Annotated in this window: 21 protein-coding genes and 1 tRNA gene; 10 read left to right on the top strand and 12 right to left on the bottom strand. The window is 67.0% G+C overall.

All coding sequences use genetic code 11. The features are described from left to right. Nucleotide 1: 1 nt before the first annotated feature. From ASF87_RS16450 to sufB, 5 genes are read right to left on the bottom strand one after another with little or no spacing between them, the layout of a single operon-like run. Nucleotides 2-331 carry a metal-sulfur cluster assembly factor gene (locus ASF87_RS16450; protein ID WP_042537580.1) on the bottom strand — a complete coding sequence of 110 codons (330 nt, stop codon included), beginning with the start codon at nt 329-331 and terminating at the stop codon, nt 2-4. Nucleotides 332-341: 10 nt separating this feature from the next. After that, complete coding sequence (gene sufC, locus ASF87_RS16445; RefSeq protein WP_042537582.1) at nt 342-1112, bottom strand: Fe-S cluster assembly ATPase SufC; 771 nt, start codon at nt 1110-1112, stop codon at nt 342-344. Continuing rightward, a complete protein-coding gene (locus ASF87_RS16440) occupies nt 1113-1439 on the bottom strand; it encodes a non-heme iron oxygenase ferredoxin subunit (RefSeq protein ID WP_042537584.1) in 327 nt (108 codons plus the stop codon). Further along, a complete protein-coding gene (gene sufD / locus ASF87_RS16435) occupies nt 1436-2641 on the bottom strand; it encodes a Fe-S cluster assembly protein SufD (RefSeq protein WP_056377406.1) in 1206 nt (401 codons plus the stop codon). The genes ASF87_RS16440 and sufD overlap by 4 nt, the downstream gene beginning before the upstream one ends. After that, nucleotides 2642-4060, bottom strand: a complete 1419-nt coding sequence (gene sufB, locus ASF87_RS16430; RefSeq protein ID WP_042537589.1) for a Fe-S cluster assembly protein SufB — start codon at nt 4058-4060, stop codon at nt 2642-2644. It lies immediately after the preceding gene. Between the two features lie 232 nt (nt 4061-4292). On the opposite strand from sufB, the gene ASF87_RS16425 reads away from it, so the two are divergent. Further along, nucleotides 4293-5396: a COX15/CtaA family protein gene (locus tag ASF87_RS16425; protein WP_056377403.1), complete on the top strand. Its 1104-nt coding sequence runs from the start codon at nt 4293-4295 to the stop codon at nt 5394-5396. A 97-nt stretch (nt 5397-5493) separates the two neighbouring features. Further along, on the top strand, nt 5494-5937 hold the full coding sequence (locus ASF87_RS16420; RefSeq protein WP_200933781.1) for a hypothetical protein: 444 nt from the start codon (nt 5494-5496) through the stop codon (nt 5935-5937). On the opposite strand, the gene ASF87_RS16415 is transcribed toward ASF87_RS16420, so the two are convergent. Further along, nucleotides 5883-6797 (bottom strand): heme o synthase, encoded by a 915-nt coding sequence (locus tag ASF87_RS16415; protein ID WP_442922808.1) that lies wholly within the window; start codon nt 6795-6797, stop codon nt 5883-5885. The two genes, ASF87_RS16420 and ASF87_RS16415, sit on opposite strands and share 55 nt — an antisense overlap. Before the next feature lie 360 nt (nt 6798-7157). Between ASF87_RS16415 and tkt the strand changes: the two genes are divergently transcribed. The 6 genes from tkt to pgl are packed head-to-tail and all read left to right on the top strand — an operon-like array spanning nt 7158 to nt 15257. Continuing rightward, nucleotides 7158-9254: a transketolase gene (gene tkt / locus ASF87_RS16410; protein ID WP_056377703.1), complete on the top strand. Its 2097-nt coding sequence runs from the start codon at nt 7158-7160 to the stop codon at nt 9252-9254. Next, nucleotides 9251-10363 carry a transaldolase gene (gene tal, locus ASF87_RS16405; protein ID WP_056377402.1) on the top strand — a complete coding sequence of 371 codons (1113 nt, stop codon included), beginning with the start codon at nt 9251-9253 and terminating at the stop codon, nt 10361-10363. The genes tkt and tal overlap by 4 nt, the downstream gene beginning before the upstream one ends. Next, a complete protein-coding gene (locus ASF87_RS16400; RefSeq protein ID WP_056377400.1) occupies nt 10360-11967 on the top strand; it encodes a glucose-6-phosphate isomerase in 1608 nt (535 codons plus the stop codon). Before tal ends, ASF87_RS16400 begins: the two co-directional genes overlap by 4 nt. A 22-nt stretch (nt 11968-11989) precedes the next feature. Then, a complete protein-coding gene (gene zwf, locus ASF87_RS16395; protein WP_056377398.1) occupies nt 11990-13540 on the top strand; it encodes a glucose-6-phosphate dehydrogenase in 1551 nt (516 codons plus the stop codon). After that, nucleotides 13537-14472, top strand: a complete 936-nt coding sequence (locus ASF87_RS16390) for a glucose-6-phosphate dehydrogenase assembly protein OpcA (protein ID WP_056377396.1) — start codon at nt 13537-13539, stop codon at nt 14470-14472. The genes zwf and ASF87_RS16390 overlap by 4 nt, the downstream gene beginning before the upstream one ends. Then, on the top strand, nt 14472-15257 hold the full coding sequence (gene pgl, locus ASF87_RS16385) for a 6-phosphogluconolactonase (RefSeq protein WP_164481692.1): 786 nt from the start codon (nt 14472-14474) through the stop codon (nt 15255-15257). Before ASF87_RS16390 ends, pgl begins: the two co-directional genes overlap by 1 nt. A gap of 23 nt (nt 15258-15280) precedes the next feature. Here pgl and ASF87_RS16380 read toward each other — a convergent pair whose 3' ends face one another. Beyond that, nucleotides 15281-16282: a DMT family transporter gene (locus ASF87_RS16380; protein WP_153302303.1), complete on the bottom strand. Its 1002-nt coding sequence runs from the start codon at nt 16280-16282 to the stop codon at nt 15281-15283. Nucleotides 16283-16331: 49 nt separating this feature from the next. Between ASF87_RS16380 and def the strand changes: the two genes are divergently transcribed. Beyond that, the gene (gene def, locus ASF87_RS16375; protein ID WP_082508963.1) at nt 16332-16898 is read left to right on the top strand and encodes a peptide deformylase; all 567 of its coding nucleotides are present in this window, start codon (nt 16332-16334) and stop codon (nt 16896-16898) included. Nucleotides 16899-17019: 121 nt separating this feature from the next. After that, nucleotides 17020-17532, top strand: a complete 513-nt coding sequence (locus tag ASF87_RS16370; RefSeq protein ID WP_235558978.1) for a septum formation family protein — start codon at nt 17020-17022, stop codon at nt 17530-17532. Nucleotides 17533-17678: 146 nt separating this feature from the next. Here ASF87_RS16370 and ASF87_RS16365 read toward each other — a convergent pair. From ASF87_RS16365 to dusB, 5 genes are all read right to left on the bottom strand, one after another. Beyond that, nucleotides 17679-17754 (bottom strand) — tRNA-Asn (locus tag ASF87_RS16365). Between the two features lie 96 nt (nt 17755-17850). After that, entirely contained in the window at nt 17851-18624 is a 774-nt protein-coding gene (locus ASF87_RS16360) for an ATP-binding cassette domain-containing protein (protein ID WP_056377388.1), read from the bottom strand. Nucleotides 18625-18660: 36 nt separating this feature from the next. Then, complete coding sequence (gene dnaG, locus ASF87_RS16355; RefSeq protein WP_042537609.1) at nt 18661-20526, bottom strand: DNA primase; 1866 nt, start codon at nt 20524-20526, stop codon at nt 18661-18663. Next, nucleotides 20526-21920 carry a deoxyguanosinetriphosphate triphosphohydrolase gene (locus tag ASF87_RS16350; protein ID WP_042537611.1) on the bottom strand — a complete coding sequence of 465 codons (1395 nt, stop codon included), beginning with the start codon at nt 21918-21920 and terminating at the stop codon, nt 20526-20528. Before ASF87_RS16350 ends, dnaG begins: the two co-directional genes overlap by 1 nt. Continuing rightward, nucleotides 21910-23064 carry a tRNA dihydrouridine synthase DusB gene (dusB, locus tag ASF87_RS16345; RefSeq protein WP_042537612.1) on the bottom strand — a complete coding sequence of 385 codons (1155 nt, stop codon included), beginning with the start codon at nt 23062-23064 and terminating at the stop codon, nt 21910-21912. The genes ASF87_RS16350 and dusB overlap by 11 nt, the downstream gene beginning before the upstream one ends. Nucleotides 23065-23073 lie beyond the last annotated feature (9 nt).

The following is a 23073-nucleotide window of genomic DNA, read 5'->3' as shown; positions in this document are numbered from 1 at the left end:
CTCAGATGGCGAAGCCGAGAGCGCGCATCATGTCGCGCCCGTCGTCCGTGATCTTCTCGGGGCCCCACGGCGGCATCCACACCCAGTTGATGCGGAAGCGATCGACGACGCTGTCCAGAGCCTGAGCGGTCTGATCCTCGAGCACGTCGGTCAACGGGCAGCCTGCGCTGGTGAGCGTCATGTGGATGACGAGAGCATCGTTCTCGTCATCCCACGCAAGATCGTAGATGAGGCCGAGGTCGACGACGTTGATCCCGAGTTCCGGGTCCATGACGTCCTTGAGAGCCTCGGTGACCTCGTCGTACTTCTCGTCGGTGAGGGTGGCTGTCATGCGAATCAGCCTACGCCTCGATCGGGGCTGCGGGGTCGAGGAAACGGTCGTATCCCTCGTCCTCGAGCCGGTCGGCGAGCTCCGGGCCGCCCTCTTCGACGATCTTGCCTGCAACGATCACGTGCACGAAGTCGGGGCGGATGTAGCGGAGGATGCGGGTGTAGTGCGTGATCAGCAGCACGCCGAGACCCGTGGCCTCCTTGGCGCGGTTTACGCCCTCGGAGACGATCTTCAGCGCGTCGACGTCGAGGCCGGAGTCGGTCTCGTCGAGGACGGCGAACTTGGGCTTGAGCACCTCGAGCTGAAGGATCTCGTGACGCTTCTTCTCGCCGCCGGAGAAGCCCTCGTTGACGTTGCGCTGGGCGAACTTCGGGTCCATACGGAGGTTGGACATGGCCGTCTTGACGTCCTTCGTCCACCCGCGAATCGCCGGCGCCTCGCCGTCGATCGCGGTCTTGGCAGTGCGGAGGAAGTTCGTCACCGTCACGCCGGGGATCTCGACCGGGTACTGCATCGCGAGGAACAGGCCCGCACGAGCTCGCTCGTCGACGCTCATCGCGAGGACGTCCTGGCCGTCGAACGTGATCGAGCCCGACGCCACCGTGTACTTCGGGTGACCGGCGATCGTGTAGGCGAGCGTCGACTTGCCGGAGCCGTTGGGGCCCATGATCGCGTGCGTCTCACCCGTGTTCATCGTGAGGGTGATTCCGTTGAGGATCGGGGTGATTCCCGCCTCGGTCTCGACCGTCACGTAGAGGTCGCGGATTTCGAGAACAGACATTCAGACTTCCTTCGTCACAGTCGGGTCGATGAGCACGTCGTCGCCGTCGATCTCGACGACGTAGACCGGAACGGGCTCATAAGCAGGGAGATTCTGGGGCTTGCCGGTGAGCAGCGAGAATGCGGAGCCGTGGGCCCAGCATTCCACTGTCTCTCCTTCGACGAAGCCCTCGGAGAGTGAGATGTCACCGTGGGTGCAGGTGTCTCCGATGGCGTGGATGACGCCTTCGGAGTCCTTGATGACGGTGATCGGCACGCCGTTCGGCTCGACACGCAGCGGCATGTCCTGCTCGAGCTCGGCGACGCCGCAGACGCGCTCTGCGGTCATGCGTTCACCTCGGCGAGCTCCGTCTCGATCGCGGCGAGAAGCTCGGCCTCCAGCGCGGGGATCCCCAGACGCTGGACGATGTCGGTGAGGAAGCCGAGCACGACGAGGCGACGCGCTTCCTCTTCGCTGATCCCTCGCGCCTGCAGGTAGAACAGCTGCTCGTCGTCGAAACGACCGGTGGCGCTGGCGTGGCCCGCGCCGAGGATGTCTCCGGTCTCGATCTCCAGGTTCGGGATCGAGTCGGCGCGAGCGCCCTCGGTGAGCACCAGGTTGCGGTTCGCCTCGTACGAGTCGGTGCCGTTCGCGTCGGCGCCGATCAGCACGTCGCCGATCCAGACGCTGTGCGCGCCCTGGCCCTGGAGCGCACCCTTGTAGAGGACGTCGCCCTTGGTGTGCGGCCCCTTGTGGTGCAGGAAGACCTGGCTCTCGAGGTGCTGGCCCGCGTCGGCGTAGGAGAGGCCGTAGAGGTATCCCTCCGAGCCCGCCCCCGCGAGCTCGACGCTCGGGTTCACACGGACGACGCCGCCGCCGAAGCTGATGACGAAGTGCTTGAGCGTGGCATCCGCGTCGACGCGAGCCTGGTGAGCGGACGTGTGCACGGCCTCGTCCTGCCACTGCTGCAGGCTGATGACGGTGAGCTTCGCTCCGTCACGCACGATGATCTCGACGTTCTGCGAGTACTGCGCCGCGCCCGTGTGCTGGAGCACGACGGTCGCGGAGCTGTGCTCGAGCGCCTCGATCACGATGTGGGCGTCGGCCCGTCGGTCTGCACCGAGTCCGTCGATCGCGAGGAAGACCGGCTCAGCGACCTCTTCTTCACGCGGGATGCGAATGTGGAGCGCTTCGGTTGCGCCCTGCCACGCGATCGCGGCGGTGATGTCCTCCGCGAGGAAGACCTCCCCGCGCGGTGCGTCGCCGGCGGCCAGCGGCGCCGACACGTACTGCTCTCCCGAGCCGAAGGAGTAGCTCACGCCTTCGCCCGAGCCCGCCACCTCGAAGAGAGGCGAGAGCTTGGCGACCGGGGTGTGCTTCCAGTTGACCTCGCGACCGGTGGGAGCACCGAAGTCATCGGGGTCGAAGGAGTGGGGGCGCTCCGAGCGGGTCTGCACCGGGACGAATCCGGCGGAGGAGACCTGTGCTGCGGGGTCGATGTGCGCGTTCGTGTGCTGCGCCTCGCTGGGCGCTGTCGTCGAGGCCGCCATTTAGCCGACCGATCCTTCCATGCCCATTTCGATGAGCTTGTTCAGTTCCATCGCGTACTCCATGGGCAGTTCCCGTGCGATCGGCTCGATGAAGCCGCGCACGATCATCGCCATCGCCTCGTCCTCGGGCATGCCGCGAGACTGCAGGTAGAAGAGCTGCTCTTCACTGACCTTCGAGACTGTCGCCTCGTGGCCGAGCTGCACGTCGTCCACACGGATGTCGATCGCGGGATATGTGTCGGAGCGCGATTTGGTGTCGACCAGCAGGGCGTCGCAGCGCACGGTGTTCGCGGAGTGGTGCGCGTTGGCGTCCACTCGGACCTCGCCGCGGTATCCCGCACGACCGCCACCTCGGGCGATCGACTTCGACACGATCGACGACTGGGTGTACGGCGCCATGTGGATCATCTTCGCGCCGGCGTCCTGGTGCTGCCCCGGGCCTGCGAAGGCGACCGAGAGCGTCTCGCCCTTGGCGTGCTCGCCCATCAGGTAGATCGACGGGTACTTCATCGTCACCTTGGAGCCGATGTTGCCGTCGACCCATTCCATCGTCGCACCTTCGTGCGCGACCGCACGCTTGGTGACGAGGTTGTAGACGTTGTTCGACCAGTTCTGGATCGTCGTGTACCGAACGCGGGCGTTCTTCTTCACGATGATCTCGACCACGGCCGAGTGCAGCGAGTCCGACTTGTAGATCGGAGCCGTGCAGCCCTCGATGTAGTGGACGTAGCTGTCTTCGTCGGCGATGATCAGCGTCCGCTCGAACTGACCCATGTTCTCGGTGTTGATGCGGAAGTAGGCCTGGAGCGGGATCTCGACGTGCACGCCCTTGGGGACGTAGACGAACGAGCCTCCGGACCACACGGCGGTGTTCAGGGCGGCGAACTTGTTGTCACCGGCCGGGATCACCGAGCCGAAGTACTCCTCGAAGAACTCGGGGTGCTCGCGCAGAGCGGTGTCGGTGTCCATGAAGATGACACCCTGCTCCTCCAGGTCCTCGCGGATCTGGTGGTAGACGACCTCGGACTCGTACTGAGCGGCGACGCCCGCGACGAGGCGCTGGCGCTCGGCCTCGGGGATGCCGAGGCGCTCGTAGGTCTCGCGGATCTCCGCGGGGAGGTCCTCCCAGGACTGCGCCTGCTTCTCCGTGGAGCGCACGAAGTACTTGATGTTGTCGAAGTCGATCTCGCTGAGGTCTGCACCCCACGTCGGCATCGGCTTGCGTCCGAAGAGCTGATAACCCTTGAGACGGGTCTTCAGCATCCATTCGGGCTCGTGCTTGAGCGCCGAGATCCCGCGAACCACCTCTTCGGAGATTCCACGCTTGGCGATGGCTCCGGCGGCATCTTCGTCATGCCATCCGAATTCGTACACCCCCAGGCCGTCAAGCTCCGGGCGGTCGATCAGCACATCCGACATCACACACTCTCCTCACAGGTCCCAAACGGTGTCATCCGCCCCGACACACCTGATCCCCGTCGAGTCTGCGGGAGCGGGTGCCGTTGGTGGGCCCTCATCACCGGCGCATCCATCGCGCCTAAACTGTTAGTGATGCTTCAGCGCGGTAAGCGCTCATCACAACAATCCGATTCTACAGGTTCCGCCTGAAGACAGGGCCGCCCGCCGTGTCCGGGCGGTTCGGAGAAGACTTATGCCCCAGCCCTCGATCTCCTCCCCCGTGAACGCACCGGCCTCGGCTCATGCGATCCTCTGGGGACGAGCTCTCCGCGTGTTCGCCTGGCTGTCCTTCCTGGCTCAGACGATCATCATCGGCACCGGCGGCGCAGTGCGCCTCACGGGCTCCGGCCTCGGGTGCTCGGAATGGCCGCTCTGCACCCCCGAGTCGCTCGTGCCGATCTATGCCGATCAGGGCATCCACGGCATCATCGAGTTCGGCAACCGCGTCATGACGGGCGTCGTCGGAATCATCGCCCTCGCCGTCCTGCTGCTCGTGCTCGCACGTGTCGGCGGCCGGCTGCTGGTCTTCTCCGCCCTGCGTTTCGCGGGCGCCGGCATTCTCGCGGCCGTCATCACCTTCGTGATCGTGTCGCTGTTCTCGCTTCCCGCGACTCCGTTCGCCATGGGCGCTCTGCTGATCGCCGTGATCGCGGCGATGGTGCGATCCTTCCGTCTGACGACCGACCGTCGTGATCTCGTCGTCCTCGCCTGGATCGTCCTGCTCGGAGTCGTCGCACAGGCGCTCGTCGGCGGCATCACCGTGCTCACCGGCCTGAACCCCTTCATCGTCGGGTTCCACTACGTCTCCTCCCTGCTGCTGGTGTGCGTCACCGCGGCGTTCCTGGTGCGCCTGTACGGGCAGCCGGGTCCGAGGGAGCGCGCGGTCCCGAAGTGGTTCGCGATCCTGAGCCACGTCACGGGCCTGGCTCTCGCCGTCACGATCGTCTTCGGTGTGCTCACCACCGGTTCGGGCCCGCATTCTGGTGATGCCGACGTGCTCCGTCACGGGTTCGACGCCACCGTGCTGGCGCACGTCCACGCGTGGCCCGGGTACATCCTCGCCGCGCTCGTCGCCACGCTCACGATCTCCGCGTGGGCGCTGCGGCTCGAACCCCGCAAGTGGTTGCTCGTGCTCGTGCTCGCGATCCTCGTGCAGGTCGGTGTCGGCATCTGGCAGGCGCGTGCGGGCCTCCCTCCCCTGCTCGTCGGCATCCACATGGTGCTCGCGTCGCTCTCGGCCGCGACGTACACGGTCGTGGTGCTGCATCTGAAGAAGCCCGTCGCGCCCCGGGAGTGACGAACCCCGCCGAGAAGTCGGCGCGCTCCGGACCGGCACAGTGGATACATAGCTGAGGCATCAGAGGCTCATCAGTCGGTCGTGCATCGTGGCCGACATGAACAAGTCACTGACACGCAGCATCGGCTTCTGGCTCCTCCTCGTGCTCTCGCTCGCCTCGGCTGGTGTGGGCGGATGGCTCATCGCCGGTCAGATCGGGACCATGACGAGCACTCTGCTCGACGGCACGGCCACAGGCATCGAGGTCTATGTCGGGCAGTCGCTCGTCGTCGTCGGCGCCGCACTTCTGGGCGCGGGCGTCATCGGAATCCTCGTCGCGGTGGCGCTGAGCGCCGTGCAGGCGCTTCTGCCCTCCCCCGCTCCCGCCGTCGTCGAGCCGATCGACTGGAACTCCGAATCAGACACCGCCGACGACAACGAGACCACGATGGTCGAGAACAACCCGACCCACACGGATGGCGAGCAGATCGCCGAGGACGACGAGGATCAGAACGGCAGCAGCGGGTCGACAGCGACGGCGACGAAGATCAGCGTCAAGTAGGTGATCGAGGCGTGGAAGACGCGCATCGGCCGCGCCTCGTTCCCCCGCACCGCCTGGTTGTACAGGCGGTGCGACTCGTAGATGAACCACCCGCCGAACACGAGGGCGGAGACGGTGTAGACGAGGCCCATGTTCGCGATCGGGATCAGCAGCAGCGAGCAGGCGATGGTCGCCCAGGCGTACAGGATGACCTGGAGACCGACCTGCGACGCGTTGCGGGTCACTCCGAGCATGGGCACGTCGACGTCTTCGTAGTCGTCCTTGTACTTCATCGAGAGCGGCCAGTAGTGCGGCGGGGTCCAGAGGAAGATGAGCGCGAAGAGGATGAGCGCCGGCCAGTCGAGCGAACCGGTGACAGCCGCCCAGCCGATGAGAACCGGGAAGCACCCGGCGATGCCGCCCCAGATGATGTTCTGTTCGGTGCGGCGCTTGAGGATCATCGTGTAGATCACGACGTAGAAGAAGATCGCGGATGCAGACAGCGTGGCCGCCAGCCAGTTCGTCGTGAACCAGAGCCATACGGTCGAGACCACGGCCAGGGTCCACGAGAAGATCAGCGCGCCCCGAGGCGTGATCTCACCCGTCACGAGCGGACGGTTCTCGGTGCGGTGCATGTGGGCGTCGATGTCGCGATCGAGGTACATGTTGAACGCCGCGGCAGACCCCGCGCTCAACGATCCGCCGATGACGGTGGCGAGGACCAGCCACATATCGGGCAGACCACCCTGGGCGAGGAACATCACCGGGACGGTCGACACCAGCAGCAGTTCGAGGACGCGCGGCTTGGTGAGGGCGACGTACGCCTTCACGGTGCGACCGATGGACTTCTTCACAACGGTCTGATCAGACATCGTCGAGATCTCGATCGCCTCCTCCACACGCGTCACGACAGCGTTTCCCAGTCTAGAGCACGCGAGACGATGGGCTCGCCCGCCCTCCGGCCGTGAGCCCCGGTTCTCCGTCTCCGTCCGCCTCGCCCGGACGTCACGGAATCGCGTTCCAGAAACGATGATCCGCAGTCCCACCGTGCTGCAGAAGCCGCGACAGATCCATGGAATTACTGGAAGGGCGGAGCGTTGTAAAGGGGGGTAATGGGTCAGACCTCGGCGCTATGCTGAAATGACTCGCGCGCCCAGCGCACATCACAAACCCTTCCTTAGCGTTGCGGACTGCGATCGTGCAATCCGGGCGCTCTCGAACAGTTGCAGAAGGGCTTCACAGTGTCGGAATTGCAGTGGGATGAGATCGACCGACGCGCGGTGGACACCGCGCGTCTTCTGGCTGCGGATGCCGTGGAGAAGGTCGGCAACGGCCACCCCGGCACCGCGATGAGCCTGGCTCCGGCCGCGTATCTCCTCTACCAGCGGGTGCTGCGTCACGACCCGACCGACACCGACTGGCTCGGCCGCGACCGCTTCATCCTCTCGGTCGGACACTCCTCCCTCACCCAGTACGTGCAGCTCTACCTGGGCGGCTTCGGCCTCGAGCTCGACGACCTCAAGGCGCTGCGCACCTGGGGCTCGCTCACCCCCGGGCACCCCGAGTACGGCCACACCAAGGGCGTCGAGATCACCACCGGCCCACTCGGCCAGGGTCTCGCCTCCGCGGTGGGCTTCGCCTACGCCGCTCGCTACGAGCGCGGTCTCTTCGACCCCGAGGCCGCTGCGGGCACCAGCCCGTTCGACCACTTCGTCTACGTGATCGCCGGCGACGGCGACCTCCAGGAGGGCGTCACCAGCGAGGCCTCCTCGCTCGCCGGCCACCAGGAGCTCGGCAACCTCATCGCGATCTACGACTCCAACCAGATCTCGATCGAGGACGACACGAACGTCGCCTTCACCGAAGACGTCGCGAAGCGCTACGAGGCCTACGGCTGGCAGGTCCAGACGGTCGACTGGAAGAAGACGGGCGAGTACGTCGAAGACGTCGCCGAGCTGCACGCAGCGATCGAGGCCGCGAAGGGCGAGACCTCGAAGCCCTCGCTCATCATCCTGAAGACGATCATCGGCTGGCCTTCGCCCGGCAAGCAGAACTCCGGCAAGATCCACGGCTCCGCCCTCGGCGGCGACGAGCTGGCGGCCACGAAGAAGGTCCTCGGCTTCGATGCCGACGAGCACTTCGCGATCGCCGACGACGTGCTCGCCCACACCCGCGGTCTCGCCGATCGCGCCGCCGAGACGCGTGCGGCGTGGCAGAAGTCGTTCGATGCCTGGGCCGCCGCCAACCCCGAGCGCAAGGCGCTCCTCGACCGGCTCGAGGCCAAGGAGCTGCCGGCGGACATCACCTCCGCCCTCCCCGTCTTCGAGAGCGGCAAGGACGTCTCGACCCGTGCGGCCTCGGGCCAGGTCATCAACGCTCTCGCAGCCGAACTCCCCGAGCTCTGGGGCGGGTCGGCCGACCTCGCAGAATCGAACCTCACCACGATCAAGGACTCCAAGTCCTTCATCCCCGCCGAGTGGTCGACGCACGAGTGGTCGGGTGACCCCTACGGCCGCGTGCTGCACTTCGGCATCCGCGAGCACGCCATGGGCGCCATCGTCAACGGCATCGTGCTGCACGGCCCGACTCGCGCCTTCGGCGGAACGTTCCTCATCTTCAGCGACTACATGCGCCCGCCGGTGCGTCTGGCCGCACTGATGAACGTGCCCAGCATCTTCGTCTGGACACACGACTCCGTCGCTCTCGGCGAAGACGGACCCACGCACCAGCCGGTCGAGCAGATCGCGACGCTGCGTGCCATTCCGAACTTCACCCTGGTGCGCCCCGCCGACGCCAACGAGACCTCGGCCGCGTGGCTCGAGATCCTCCGTCGGCACGAGGGCCCGGCCGGCATCGCCCTGACACGACAGAACATCCCGGTGTTCGAGCGTGGACAGGGCTCGGCCGAGGGCGATGTCTTCGCATCGACCGACGGTGTCGCGAAGGGCGCCTACGTGCTCGCCGAGGCTCCGAACGGCACGCCCGACGTGATCATCATCGCGACCGGTTCCGAGGTGCAGCTCGCGGTCGACGCTCGAGCGGCACTCGCCGAAGAAGGCGTCAACGTACGCGTCGTCTCCGCTCCGTCGCTCGAGTGGTTCGACGAGCAGGACGAGGCCTACCGAGAGTCGGTCCTCCCCAAGTCCGTCACCGCCCGCGTCTCGGTCGAGGCCGGTTCCGTGCTCAGCTGGCGCGGCATCGTGGGCGACCGCGGCCGCTCGGTCGGCATCGACCACTTCGGCGCATCCGCCGACTACAAGACCCTGTTCCAGAAGTTCGGCATCACCACCGAGGCCGTCATCGCGGCCGCACGCGAGACCATCAAGGAGAACGCATGAGCACCCCCACCGCAGACCTCGCAGCAGCCGGTGTCAGCATCTGGCTCGACGACCTTTCGCGCACCCGCATCTCCTCCGGCAACCTCGCCGAGCTGATCGAGACCCGCAACGTCGTCGGCGTCACGACCAACCCGACGATCTTCGCCAACGCGATCACCGACAAGAACAACACGTCGTACGACGCTCAGGTCACCGAGCTCGCCGCATCGGGTGCCACGGCCGAAGAGGCCGTCTTCGCCGCGACCACACAGGACGTCGCCGCCGCTCTCGACATCTTCCGCCCCGTGTGGGAGAAGTCGGGTCACGTCGACGGCCGCGTGTCGATCGAGGTCTCCCCCGACCTCGCGCACGACACGGAGGGCACCGTCGAACAGGCCAAGAAGCTGTGGGCCAAGGTCGACCGCCCGAACCTTCTCGTCAAGATCCCCGCGACGAAGGCGGGCCTGCCCGCGATCACCGAGGCGATCGCGTCGGGCATCAGCGTCAACGTCACCCTGATCTTCAGCCTCGAGCGCTACGCCGAGGTCATCGACGCGTACCTGACCGGACTCGAGCGGGCACACAGCGCCGACTTCGATCTGTCGAGCATCCACTCGGTGGCCTCGTTCTTCGTCTCGCGCGTCGACACCGAGACCGACAAGCGTCTCTCGGCGATCGGAACAGACGAGGCCGAGGCGCTCAAGAGCAAGGCCGGACTCGCGAACGCGCGTCTCGCCTACGAGCTCTTCGAGCAGAAGTTCGCCGAGAAGCGTGCTCAGGACCTCATCAAGCTGGGCGCGAACGCACAGCGCCCGCTGTGGGCTTCGACCGGTGTCAAGGACCCGGCGCTGCCCGACACTCTGTACGTCACCGAGCTCGTCGCGAAGGACGTCGTCAACACGATGCCCGAGAAGACCCTCGAGGCGACCTTCGACCACGGCGTCGTCACCGGCGACACCATCACCGGTGGCTACGAGGACGCGCGAGCGGTGTTCGCCGGGCTCGAGGCTCTGGGAATCGACTTCACCGATGTCACCCAGGTGCTCGAGGACGAGGGCGTCGCCAAGTTCATCGACTCGTGGCACGATCTGCTGACGCAGGTGGCTGAGGGCCTCGAGGCGCAGCGATGACCTTTGCGATCCACGCCTCCGGCGCGGCTCGGGTCGCGATCGACGAGACGGTCCCCGCTCTCGTCCACGACCTCATCGCCTCGCGTGTGACCGGCGGCGATGCAGCCCTGTGGGGGCCGGCAGCCGAATCGGAGGCGTCGATCCGCCTGGGTTGGGTCGAGGCGGTGTCCGTCTCGCGACCCCTGGTCGCCGAGATCGCCGCTCTGCGGGCCGATCTGCAGGCGAAGGGCGTGACGCGCGTCGTGCTCGCGGGGATGGGCGGCTCATCGCTCGCTCCCGAGGTGATCGCCCAGACCGCTGGTGTCCCGCTGACGATCCTCGACTCGACCGCCCCCGGCCAGGTGCTCGCCGCGCTCGACGAGGGCCTGCAGAACACCGCACTCGTTGTGTCGTCGAAGTCGGGCTCGACCGTCGAGACCGACTCGCAGCGTCGCACGTTCGAAGCGGCGTTCCGCGACGTAGGCATCGATCCGCTCGAGCGCATCATCGTGGTCACCGATCCGGGCTCGCCGCTCGATGTCTCGGCTCGCGAGGCGGGGTACCGCGTCTTCAACGCCGACCCGAACGTCGGAGGACGCTATTCGGCGCTCACGGCCTTCGGCCTCGTCCCGTCCGGGCTCGCCGGAGCCGACATCGACGAGCTTCTGAACGAGGCCGACGCCTCGCTTCTCGAGGTCGCGATCGACTCCGCCGACAACCCGGCGCTGCGGCTCGCTGCCGCGATCTCCGCCACGTCGCCTCGCCGCGACAAGCTGGGTCTGATCACCGACGGTACGCACATCAACGGCCTGCCCGACTGGATCGAGCAGCTCATCGCCGAGTCGACGGGCAAGGACAGCACCGGCATCCTGCCCGTCGTCCTCCTGCCTGTGTCGCCCGAGCTCGACGCGAAGCCGTCGGACCTGCAGATCGTGCGTCTGGTCGACGACGCGAACGAGTTCCACCTCCGCGAACGGCACGAGGGCGAGATCCTGGTCAGCGGATCGCTGGGCGCTCAGCTCGTCGTGTGGGAGTACGCGACGGCGATCGCGGGCTATCTGCTCGGCATCAACCCCTTCGACCAGCCCGACGTCGAGTCCGCCAAGGTGGCGGCTCGCGGCCTGCTCGACGCCCGTCCCGCGCCGACCGCTCCCGCATTCGTCGAGAACGGCGTCGAGGTTCGCGTATCCGACCCCGCTCTCGCGGCGTCCGGAACCGTCGAGGGCGTGCTCGACGCGCTGTGGGCGGCACTGCCGGAAGACGGATACGTGTCGATCCAGGCATACGTCAACCGGCTCGACGTCCCGCAGCTGCAGGGGCTCCGCGAGCTCGTCGCCGCAGACTCCGGTCGGCCGACCACGTTCGGCTGGGGACCTCGGTTCCTGCACTCCACCGGCCAGTATCACAAGGGCGGACCGGCGCAGGGCGTGTTCCTGCAGATCCTGGAGCGCACCGACGTCGATCTCGAGATCCCCGAGCGACCGTTCACGTTCGGCCAGCTCATCGAGGCACAGGCGGCCGGCGATGCCGGCGTCCTGGCCGAGCACGGCCGCCCGGTCGTCTCCCTGACGATCACCGATTCGTCGGCCGACGTCCTCACCCTCTTCGAAGCCGCACAGAAGTAACAGCCAGGAGAATCCCCCACTGATGTCTGTTCCCATCTCGCGCGGGCACAACCCGCTGCGTGACCCCGATGATCGCCGTCTCAACCGGATCGCGGGGCCCAGTGCTCTCGTGATCTTCGGTGTGACCGGAGATCTGTCACGCAAGAAGCTCATGCCCGCCGTCTACGACCTCGCCAACCGCGGGCTCCTGCCACCCGGGTTCGCTCTCGTCGGCTTCGCCCGACGCGACTGGGAGGACCAGGACTTCGCCCAGGTCGTCTACGACGCCGTGAAGCAGCACGCTCGCACGCCGTTCCGCGAGGAGACGTGGGCGCAGCTGCTCCAGGGCATCCGGTTCGTCTCGGGGGAGTTCGACAACCCCGAGTCCTTCCGCAAGCTCCGCGAGACCGTCGACCAGCTCGACGTCGAACGCGGCACGATGGGCAACCACGCGTTCTACCTGTCGATCCCGCCGAAGGACTTCCCTCTCGTCGCGAAGCAGCTCAAGGACTCGGGCCTCGTCGGGGCGAACGACGATGACGACGAGCGCTGGCGCCGTGTGGTGATCGAGAAGCCGTTCGGCCACGACCTCGAGTCGGCGCGCGAGCTCAACGCCGCCCTCGAAGTGGCGTTCTCGGCCGACTCGATCTTCCGCATCGACCACTACCTCGGCAAGGAGACGGTCCAGAACATCCTGGCGCTGCGCTTCGCGAACGAGCTCTACGAGCCGATCTGGAACCGCAACTACGTCGACCACGTGCAGATCACGATGGCCGAGGACATCGGTGTCGGCGGCCGTGCGGGCTACTACGACGGAGTCGGCGCGGCGCGCGACGTCATCCAGAACCACCTGCTGCAGCTGCTGGCGCTCACCGCGATGGAAGAGCCGATCAGTCTGTCCGCCGAGCACTTGCGTGCCGAGAAGGAGAAGGTGCTCGCGGCGGTGCACGTTCCCGAGGACCTCGCACTCGCCACGGCCCGCGGTCAGTACGCGGGCGGCTGGCAGGGTGGCGAGCAGGTCACCGGCTTCCTCGACGAGGACGGGATGAACCCGGAATCCGCCACCGAGACATATGCCGCGATCAAGCTCGAGATCGACACCCGTCGCTGGTCCGGTGTCCCGTTCTACCTCCGCACGGGCAAGCGTCTCGGTCGACGTGTCACCGAGGTCGCCGTCGTGTTCAAGAAGGCTCCGGAGCATCTGTTCGGCCGCTCGAACACGTCGGAGCTCGGGCAGAACGCGCTCGTGATCCGCGTGCAGCCCGATGAGGGCGTCACGATCCGCTTCGGCTCGAAGGTGCCGGGCAACGGAACCAACGTCCGTGACGTCACGATGGACTTCGGTTACGGCCACGCGTTCACCGAGGCGAGCCCCGAGGCATACGAACGACTGATCCTCGACGTCCTCCTGGGCGATCCGCCGCTGTTCCCGCGTCACGAAGAGGTCGAGCTCTCCTGGAAGATCCTCGACCCCGTGGAGAAGTACTGGGCAGCCGAGGGCGGCCCGGTCGACCAGTACGCACCCGGTTCATGGGGTCCGGCATCCGCCGACGACCTCCTTGCCCGTGACGGACGAGTCTGGAGACGCCCATGATCATCGACCTTCCCGACACGACCGTCAGCCAGGTCGCCAAGCAGCTCGTCAAGGTGCGCGAAGAAGGCGGCGCGGTTGCGCTCGGCCGTGTGCTCACGCTGATCATCTCGGCCCGCAACGGCGTGGCTGAAGCCGCGATCGACGCGGCCAACGACGCCTCGCGCGAGCACCCCATGCGCGTCATCGTGCTCACCACGGGCGACGGCGAATCGCGACTCGACGCGCAGATCCGCGTCGGCGGCGACGCCGGCGCCTCTGAGGTGGTCGTCCTCCGCGCCTACGGAGACGCCGCGAGCAACGAGGAGAGCCTGGTCACGGGTCTGCTTCTGCCCGATGCCCCTGTCGTCGCCTGGTGGCCCGAAGAGGCGCCGAAGTCGCCGGCCGCATCGCCGCTCGGCAAGATCGCGCAGCGACGCATCACAGATGCCGCGACGGCATCCGACGTGCGCGAGCGCCTCGCGCAGCTCGGTGAGACGCACGCTCCCGGAGACACCGACCTCGCCTGGACGCGTCTGACGCACTGGCGCGAGCAGCTCGCAGCCGTGCTCGATCAGCCACCGTTCCAAGAGGTGACCGCAGTCGAGGTGCGTGGCGGATCCGCCTCGCCGTCGACCGCGCTGCTGGCAGCATGGCTGCAGATGGCCCTCGACGTGCCGGTCAAGTGGTCGTACGAGGACCCGGAGCACTGGCAGGAGGGCATCAAGTCGGTGCGGCTGCACCGCTCGTCCGGAGACATCCTGCTCGAGCGCCCGACGCCCGGCGTGGCAGTGCTGACGCAGCCTGATCAGCCCGACCACGATCTGCACCTCCCCCGCCGCACGCTGCGCGAGTGCCTCGCCGAGGAGCTGCGTCGCCTCGACCCTGACGTCCTGTACGGTCGAGTGATCACCGAGGGCTGGGAGAAGCTGGGTCCGCCCGAGACAGGAGAATGATGTCGACGCAGACAGCTTCCGCTGAGAAGCGGGTCGTGGTCGAGCCGACGCCGGCGGCACTCGCCGCGAGCGTGGCCGACCGGTTCCTGACCCGTCTTCGTGCCCGCACTCGCAACGGCCGCATCGCTCATATCGCCCTCACGGGCGGTTCCATGGGCGGGGCGGTCCTGCGCGCGACGCGCGACGACGCTCGGTCGGCTCAGATCGACTGGTCGCTGGTGCACTTCTGGTGGGGCGACGAGCGCTTCGTCGCTCGCGACGACGCCGACCGCAACTCCGTGCAGTCGCGGGAGGCTCTTCTCGACCACATCCCGGTTCCTGCCGAGAACGTGCACGAGGTCGCAGCCGCGGGCGAGGGTCTGACCCTCGACGAGGCTGCCGCCGCCTATGCCGCGGAGCTCGCACGCTACGGCACCGAGGACCACCCGTGGCCATCGTTCGCCGTCTGCTTCCTCGGCGTGGGGCCTGACGGCCACATCGCCTCGCTCTTCCCCGATCGCACAGAGGTCACGGTGACCGATGCCGCCGCTCTGCCGGTGCGCGACTCCCCCAAGCCGCCGCCTGAGCGAGTCACGCTGACGCGCCCGGTGCTGAACGCCTCGAAGCGTGTCTGGCTTGTTCTCACAGGCGCAGACAAGGCGTCGGCGCTCGGCCTCGCCCTCGCCGGTGCGAGCTACACGAACGTCCCGGCAGCCGGCGCCAAGGGTCGCAAGCGCACGGTGTTCTTCGTCGACGAGGCGGCAGCCTCAGAGGTCTCACCCGACCTCATCGATCCCGCCTACTGAGCCTGACCGGCCAGCGATCGATCTCAGGCGTCTTTCGACCCACTGCCCGTGCTGTCGTCGCTTCCGCGAGTGATACCGAGGTCCTGGCTGTCGCTGAGCACCTGAGGGTGATAGCGAGCCAGTCCGACGACGCCCCACACGGCGATGGCTCCCGCGATCGCGAAGATCACGAGAACCCACGGCGGCGCGGCGGCCGCCTCGCCGAGGACGACCATGCCGATGAGCACGGCGATCAGAGGGTCGACGACAGTGAGGCCGGCGATGACGAGATCCGGCGGGCCCGAGCTGTAGGCGGTCTGCACGAAGTAGGCTCCGACAGCCGCAGCGGCGATCAGAGCGATCACGCACACGATGGTGATCCAGTCGAAGTTGCCCGCCTGGACGCGCTTGATGACGACCTTCGCGAGCGTAGCCACGAATCCGTAGAGGATGCCCGCACCGACGATGTAGAAGAGCGCGCGCATGCGGTGACGAAGGACGAGCCAGCATGCGCCCAGGATGATGATCACGACCAGCAGGATCGCCAGGATCGTGAACAGCTCGGTGTCGGTGACTTCCTTCTCTGTGGCGAAGATCGCCGCGAAGAAGACGAAGAGGAAGATTCCACCTACGCAGCAGACGATCGCGGTGATCGACTGCTTGGTCGGTGAGTGCCCCGAGATGCGGGCGTTGAGCAGCGTCGTCATGACGAGAGCGATCGCACCGAGCGGCTGAACGACGATCAGGGGCGCCACAGTGAGAGCTGCGAGTTGGCACACGATGGCCAAGCCGAGCATCAGCGTCCCTACGAGCCACGACGGCCGCGTCAGCAACCCGCGGACCTGGGCCATCGAAAGGCCGGATGCGCCGTCCGCGCCGCTCAGTCGCTCCATCTTCTCCACGCCGCGATGCTGATACTGCGCACCGAGCGACATGAAGACCGCACCCGCGAGTGCGAGGGGGATGCCGAGGAGCAGTCCCGGGTTCTGGAACGCGCCTACCAACTGGTCGGTGACGTCTTCCGCCCCAGTCGTCCATACGGAGATGCTCACGCTTCGACCCTACCCGGCGATGCGCGCCGAGTAGGGTTATGGCGTGGCTGTTCTTCCTATTCGCATCATGGGCGATCCCGTCCTGCACTCCCCCGCATCCCTCGTCGAGGACATCACCGACGACATCCGAACGCTCGTCGCCGACATGTTCGAGACGATGGACACCGCTCCCGGCGTCGGTCTGGCCGCGCCCCAGGTCGGGGTGCCCCTGCGCATCTACACCTACGCGTACGTCGACGACGACGACCAGCCGTGGCGCGGAGTCATCATCAACCCCGAACTCTGGATGGTGCCGCTGGAGCCCGGCGAGCCTGATGACGAGCTCGAATCGGAAGGATGTCTCTCGTTCCCCGGCGAGCGATTCCCGCTGCGTCGCTCCGAACGGGTGCGCGTCATAGGAACCGATCTCGACGGCTCGCCTGTCGAGATCGCCGTCGATGGCTGGCGTGCGCGCATCATGCAGCACGAGTTCGACCACCTGGACGGCATCCTCTACATCGACCGCCTCTCGGACGGCGACTGGAAGACCGTGCAGAAGATCGCCAAGAAGCGCGGATGGGGCAAGCCCGGCGCGAGCTGGGTCCCCGGCATCGACGATCTCGAAGGCTGACCTAACCTTTCAGCCCAGTCAAAGCGTTCTCGGAGTTGCATCACAGACTCGGAGCCGGATAGCGTGCTTGAGGCGGGATATCGATATGCCCGCTCACGAAGGCTCTGGAGGGGACGAAATGATGAAGATGCGCACGCGACGCGCACTGGCGCTGGCAGGTTCTGCCGTAGCGCTGTCGGTCGCACTGACCGGCTGTAGCGCGCTCAACGGAATTCTGGGCGGAGGCTCCGGCGACGCAGACCGCGACGAGGAATCCGGCCAGGTCACCGAGAGCGCGAACATCGACATCTTCTCGCTGAAGCTCGGCGACTGCAAGATGGCCAGCGACACCGGCCTGATCGAGGACGCCGACGTCGTGCCGTGCGACCAGCCGCACGACGAAGAGGTCTACCACGAGATCACGATGGACGACGGCGAATTCTCGGAGGAGAACATCGACGCCGCTTCGCAGGAGTGCATCGGCGACGCCTACACGAGCTTCGTCGGCATCGCGTTCAACGACTCCGTGCTCGAGGTCTACCCGATCACGCCGACCCAGCAGACCTGGGACGAGCTGAACGACCGCGTCGTGCAGTGTGTCATCTCCGACCCCGCTGGCCAGACCACCGGCTCGCTCAAGGGCGCTGCACGTTGATCTGACTCGGATTCGCACAACGAGGCCCCGTCACTCGACGGGGCCTCGTTCGCGTTCATCGAGGCGGCATTTCGCCCCGCTCGATCCGGACGACCGAGGACATGCTGGCACAAAGGGAAAAGCCCCTCCGAAGAGGGGCTTTTCGTTGGCTCCCCGGCTTGGACTCGAACCAAGAACCTGCCGGTTAACAGCCGGCTGCTCTGCCAATTGAGCTACCGAGGAATGTGCTCCGCTGCGCGGGCAACTCGTCAATCCTAGCAAACTCCGGACCCTGCTCGTGACACCGGCCGCAGGTCGGGCGTGTCGCTGGCGACCCCGTCAGTGCCCGGAATCCGCCTCGGCATTGGGGGCCCACAGCAGGTCCTTGCCGACGCCGCGGGCAACCACATGACCACCGCGCAGCATCAGGGTCTCGGCGTTGAGCTCGCGGATGAAATCGGCGTCGTTCGTGACCAGCAGCGCACCCATCCCCTGCTCTTTGCGGCGGCGGGTGATCGCGTCGAAGACCACGGGTCGCACCTCGAGGTCGAGGTTGGCGAGGATCTCGTCGGCGATGAGCACCCGGGGCTCGAGAACGAATGACCTGGCGATCGCGACGCGCTGGCGCATTCCGGCGCTGAGCTCATACGGGAACTTCGAGGCTGTTCCGAGAGGCAGGTGCAGCTCGTCGAGAAGCGTCGCGACTCGGATGGACAGGGCTTTGGTATTCACCCGCTTCTCACGGATCAGGATCGGCTCGGCGATGACCTCGTTGACCGTGAGCTGCGGAGGGAGGTCGGCACCGGCCCCCTGTGGCACGAACCCCGTGCGATAGGTGAGCAGGCGATGCCTGCGCCCCGGCCGCCGGATGTCGACTCCACAGACCTGCGCACTGCCGCCCACGACGCGGACGGACGGATCGGTCGAACCCGCCAGAGCCGCGACCAAGGTGGACTTGCCCGAGCCGGTCGGACCGGCGACGCAGATGAGCTCACCCGGCGCGAGCGAGAAGCTGACCCCGTCGATGGCGCGGGTCGGGCCGCTGTGCCCGATGCGGTCGATCACCAGATCTGAGCTGTCGATCGCATTGGTCGATTCGGGCCGAGAGAACATTCCTCCATCCTGCCCTGCCGCGCCTGACTGCCGCCGTTACGACTCGGCGAACCGCTGACGCTCGACGTCGATGTCACGAAGGCGCATCCGCAGAGCACGCCCGCCGTCGGAATCCGCCGGAACCCGCTGCACCGCTCCGAGGAGCTCCTGCTTCTCGTGTTCCAGAATGCGCATGATGAGTCGCTTGGCGAGGTCGGTCGTCGAGGCGACGGCGCCCTCTTCGTTGCGCGCCGGGAAGGGGGTCATCAGCAGTTCGCCCGCGAGCGATCGGTAGGGCTCTCGCACCGAGTTCACGGTGTCCGTCACCCATCCGGCTCGAGTCCGATCAGGCGCGGATGCGACGGCCTCGCGCACGGCGTCCAGCCCCGGTGTGCGGAACGGCGCACTGAGGGCCCGGGTGAGCAGCGCCTGATCGATCTGATGTCCGTACTGAAGCGCGCCCATCAGAGCGTCGCGCTCCACGGCGGCATCGGCAGTGCGCGGCAGGCTCGCGAGGGTGACCGGAGTCACCCCTGGCACACCGGACGCGGAGTCACTCGCGCTCTCGCGCCTGGTCGGCTCGTGTCTCGACGACTGCGACCCCCCTCGGGCGGCACGCTCGACCTCGTTGCGCACCTCGGTGGGGTCCATACCCAGGCGCCGAGCCAGCACGCGCTCATAACCCGGTCGCAGCAGCCGATCGCGGATCTCGGCGACGATCGGCGCTGCCGCGCGAAGAGCGCCGACACGACCTTCGACCGTCGAGAGGTCGAAGCCGCTGAGCTTCCTGTCGATCGCGAACTCGAACATCGGCTGCTTCGTCTCCATCAGCGAGCGCACGGCGGCATCGCCGCGCTGCAGCCTGAGGTCGCACGGGTCGAGCCCGTCGGGCGCCACCGCGACGAACGTCTGGGCGTTGAAGCGGTCGTCCTCGGTGAAGGCCCGAAGAGCCGCCTTCTGGCCTGCCTCATCGCCGTCGAACGTGAAGACGACCTCGCCCGAGGCGTTGTCGTCGCCCATGACGCGACGCAGCACCTTGATGTGATCGGTTCCGAACGCAGTGCCGCAGGTCGCGATCGCGGTCGTGAGGCCCGCGAGGTGGCAGGCCATGACGTCGGTGTACCCCTCGACCACCACCACCCGACGAGGGTCACCCCGCGAGATGTCGCGCTTGGCGAGGTCGAGCCCGTACAGCACCTGCGCCTTCTTGTAGATCGGGGTCTCGGGCGTGTTCAGGTACTTCGGGCCCTGATCGTCGTCGAACAGCTTGCGCGCGCCGAACCCGATGGTCTGGCCGGACACGTCGCGGATCGGCCAGACGAGACGACCGCGGAAGCGGTCGTAGACGCCGCGCTGCCCCGTCGACACCAGACCGGCGGCACTCAGCTCGTCGCGGGTGAACCCCTGCGCGGTGAGAGCCTTCAGCATCTTGTCCCACCCGCGCGGCGCGAAGCCGACACCGAAATGCGCGGCGGCACCCGCGTCGAATCCTCGCTCGCCGAGAAAACGTCGTCCTGCCTCGGCGTCGGCGGTGAGCAGCTGCGCACGGAAGTACTCCGCGGCAGCGGTGTTGGCGGCGTACAGACGGCTGCGGCCACTCGTCTCCGGAGCCGACCCGCCGTCTTCGTAGTGCAGTGAGTATCCGATGCGGCCTGCGAGACGCTCGACGGCCTCGGTGAAGCTGACGTGGTCCATCTCGCGGAGGAACGAGTAGACGTCGCCGGACTCTCCGCATCCGAAACAGTGGTAGTAGCCGACCTGCGGTCGAACGTGGAAGCTCGGGCTTTTCTCGTCGTGGAAAGGACACAGCCCCTTGAGCGAGCCCACGCCTGCGGACTTGAGCGCGACGCGCTCCCCGACGATGTCTGCGATGTTGATACGGGCCTTGACCTCGTCGACATCGGCCTGGCGGATGCGGGGCATCAGCCGGCCCCTTCAACGACCGCCTGCCGCGGCGTGTGCTCCCGCGCACCCGGTCGCGCGTGACGTGGCGTCCAGATGCCGACCTCTGCGGGGTCGATCTCGCCGACCAGCCTGTTGTGCCAGTCGATCGCGCTCTGATCCGTCAGACTCGCGATCTGATCGACGATCACGCGTGCGCGTTCGGCATCCGTCGTCGCGGCGACGAAGTCGGCGGAGAAAGCGGGCTCGAGCACATCCGCGCCTGCCGACCAGAGCGTGTCTGTCGACCAGAGCGCGTCGGCGAGTCTCTTGAGCACACGGCGCTGTTCCTTGTAGACACCCTTGCGGGCCTCGATCGTGACGATCGCCTGCCCCATGATGCCCTTGAGAACGGCGATCTCGGCCTCGATGACGCGCGGCACCACGACGTGCGCGTTGTAGCGCACGAGGGCAGGGCCGGCATACGCCTCGCGCGTGGCCGAGACGGCTGCGCGCGCGAAGCGACCGATGAAGTCGCTCGTGAGGTTCTTGAGCCGAGCGAGATCTCGCCGCGACCGGTCGAAGGACTGCAGCCACATGGGCTGCGATGCCAGCCGATAGAGCGCGTCGGCGAGCTCATCGCGCGTGAAGTCGTAGCCCACCCACTGCTGGATGCGATCGATCAGCGCATCGTGCGCCTGCGGATCGGCGAGCTGGGAGACGTCGACGTAGCCGTTGAGGATCGCATCCTCGAAGTCGTGGACGGAGTAGCCGATGTCGTCGGACAGATCCATGATCTCGGCCTCGATGCAGCGCCGACGTCCCGGAACGCCGTCGCGCATCCAGCGGAACACGGCTTCATCCTCGGGATACACACCGAACTTGAGACGCCCGCCCGGGTCAGGCACCGGACTGTCGACGGTCCACGGGTATTTGCAGGTCGCGTCGAGGCTCGCCCTGGTCAGGTTGAGGCCGACCGACTGCCCGTTGTCGTCGATCGCCTTGGCCTCGAGCCGGGTCAGAATGCGAAGCGACTGCGCGTTGCCTTCGAAACCGCCGATCGGCTCTGCCCATTCGTTGAGCGCACGCTCGCCGTTGTGACCGAACGGAGGGTGTCCGAGGTCGTGGCTGAGGCAGGCTGTGTCGACGACATCGGCCGAGACTCCCAGCGCGGTCGCGAGTTCGCGTCCGACCTGAGCGACCTCGAGCGAGTGCGTCAGACGGTTGCGGGCGAAATCCGCTGTGCTCGCGGGGCTGAGCACCTGTGTCTTGGCCGCCAGGCGTCGAAGCGCCGCGGAGTGCAGCACGCGCGCGCGATCGCGGGCGAAGTCGTCGCGTTCGGATCGATGGGTCTCGGCGAAGAATCGCTCGGCATCGCGCGGGTCGTATCCGTCCGAGCGACCGCGCGCCGGGTGTGCCTGAGGATCAGCCGCCACTGTTCTCGATCTCCGCCCCTCGCATCATCTCGGATGCCGATGCCGCGAGCTCGCGCGACTCCAGCCACTTGTCCGGCAGCGCCGGTCGCTTCGGGCGTCCGGACCGACCGCGCTGGCCCTCGGCATCCGCACCGGGATACGGCGCCGTGTGATCGAGCTGACCGAGCAGCTCGTCGATCTCAGCCAGGCTGGATGCCGTCGCGAGCCCGGTGCGGATGTCGCCTCCCACCGGGTAGCCCTTGAAGTACCAGGCGACGTGCTTGCGGACGTCGCGGCATCCTCGATCCTCGTCCTCGAAGAACTCGACGAGGAGTTCTGCATGACGACGGAACGCATCGGCCACGAAGCCGAGGGTCGCATCGACGGGGTGCGACTCCGCACCGAAGGCCGCGGCGAGTTCGCCGAAGAGCCACGGACGGCCGAGGCATCCGCGACCGACGACGACTCCGTCGCAATCGGTCTGCTGCATCATGCGCACGGCATCATCGGCCGACCAGATGTCGCCGTTGCCGAGCACCGGAACGCTCGTGACGGCCTGCTTGAGCTCGCCGATCGCGTTCCAGTCGGCGAAGCCGGAGTAGAACTCGCTCGCCGTGCGTGCGTGCAGCGCGATCGCCGAGACACCCGCGTCTTCGGCGGCACGACCCGCATCGAGGAAAGTGAGGTGGTCGGGGTCGATGCCCTTGCGCATCTTGATGGTCAGCGGCACGTCGCCCGCTGCCTTGACCGCCTGCGTCACGATCTGCGAGAACAGGGAGCTCTTCCACGGCAGGGCTGCTCCCCCGCCCTTGCGCGTGACCTTGGGCACCGGGCATCCGAAGTTCAGGTCGATGTGGTCGGCGTGGTCTTCGGCGACGATGATCCGGACGGCCTCGGAGATGGTGTGCGGATCGACGCCGTAGAGCTGGATCGACCGCGGGGTCTCGGACTCGTGATGGCGGATCAGCCGCATCGTCGTCTCGTTGCGCTCGACGAGCGCCCGCGACGTGATCATCTCGCTCACATAGAGCCCCGCACCGTACTCGCGGCAGAGGCGACGGAACGCCGTGTTGGTGATGCCCGCCATGGGTGCGAGCACGACCGGCACGTCGAGAGCGATCGGGCCGATGTTGAGGGTGCGAGCGGATGCGGTGGCGACAGTCATATCCCCTCC

Origin of the sequence: Microbacterium sp. Leaf161, from assembly GCF_001423645.1 — a bacterium.
Lineage (GTDB): Bacteria > Actinomycetota > Actinomycetes > Actinomycetales > Microbacteriaceae > Microbacterium > Microbacterium forte.
Note: the sequence above shows the minus strand (reverse complement) of the source record. Positions and strands in the feature narration are given on the sequence as shown.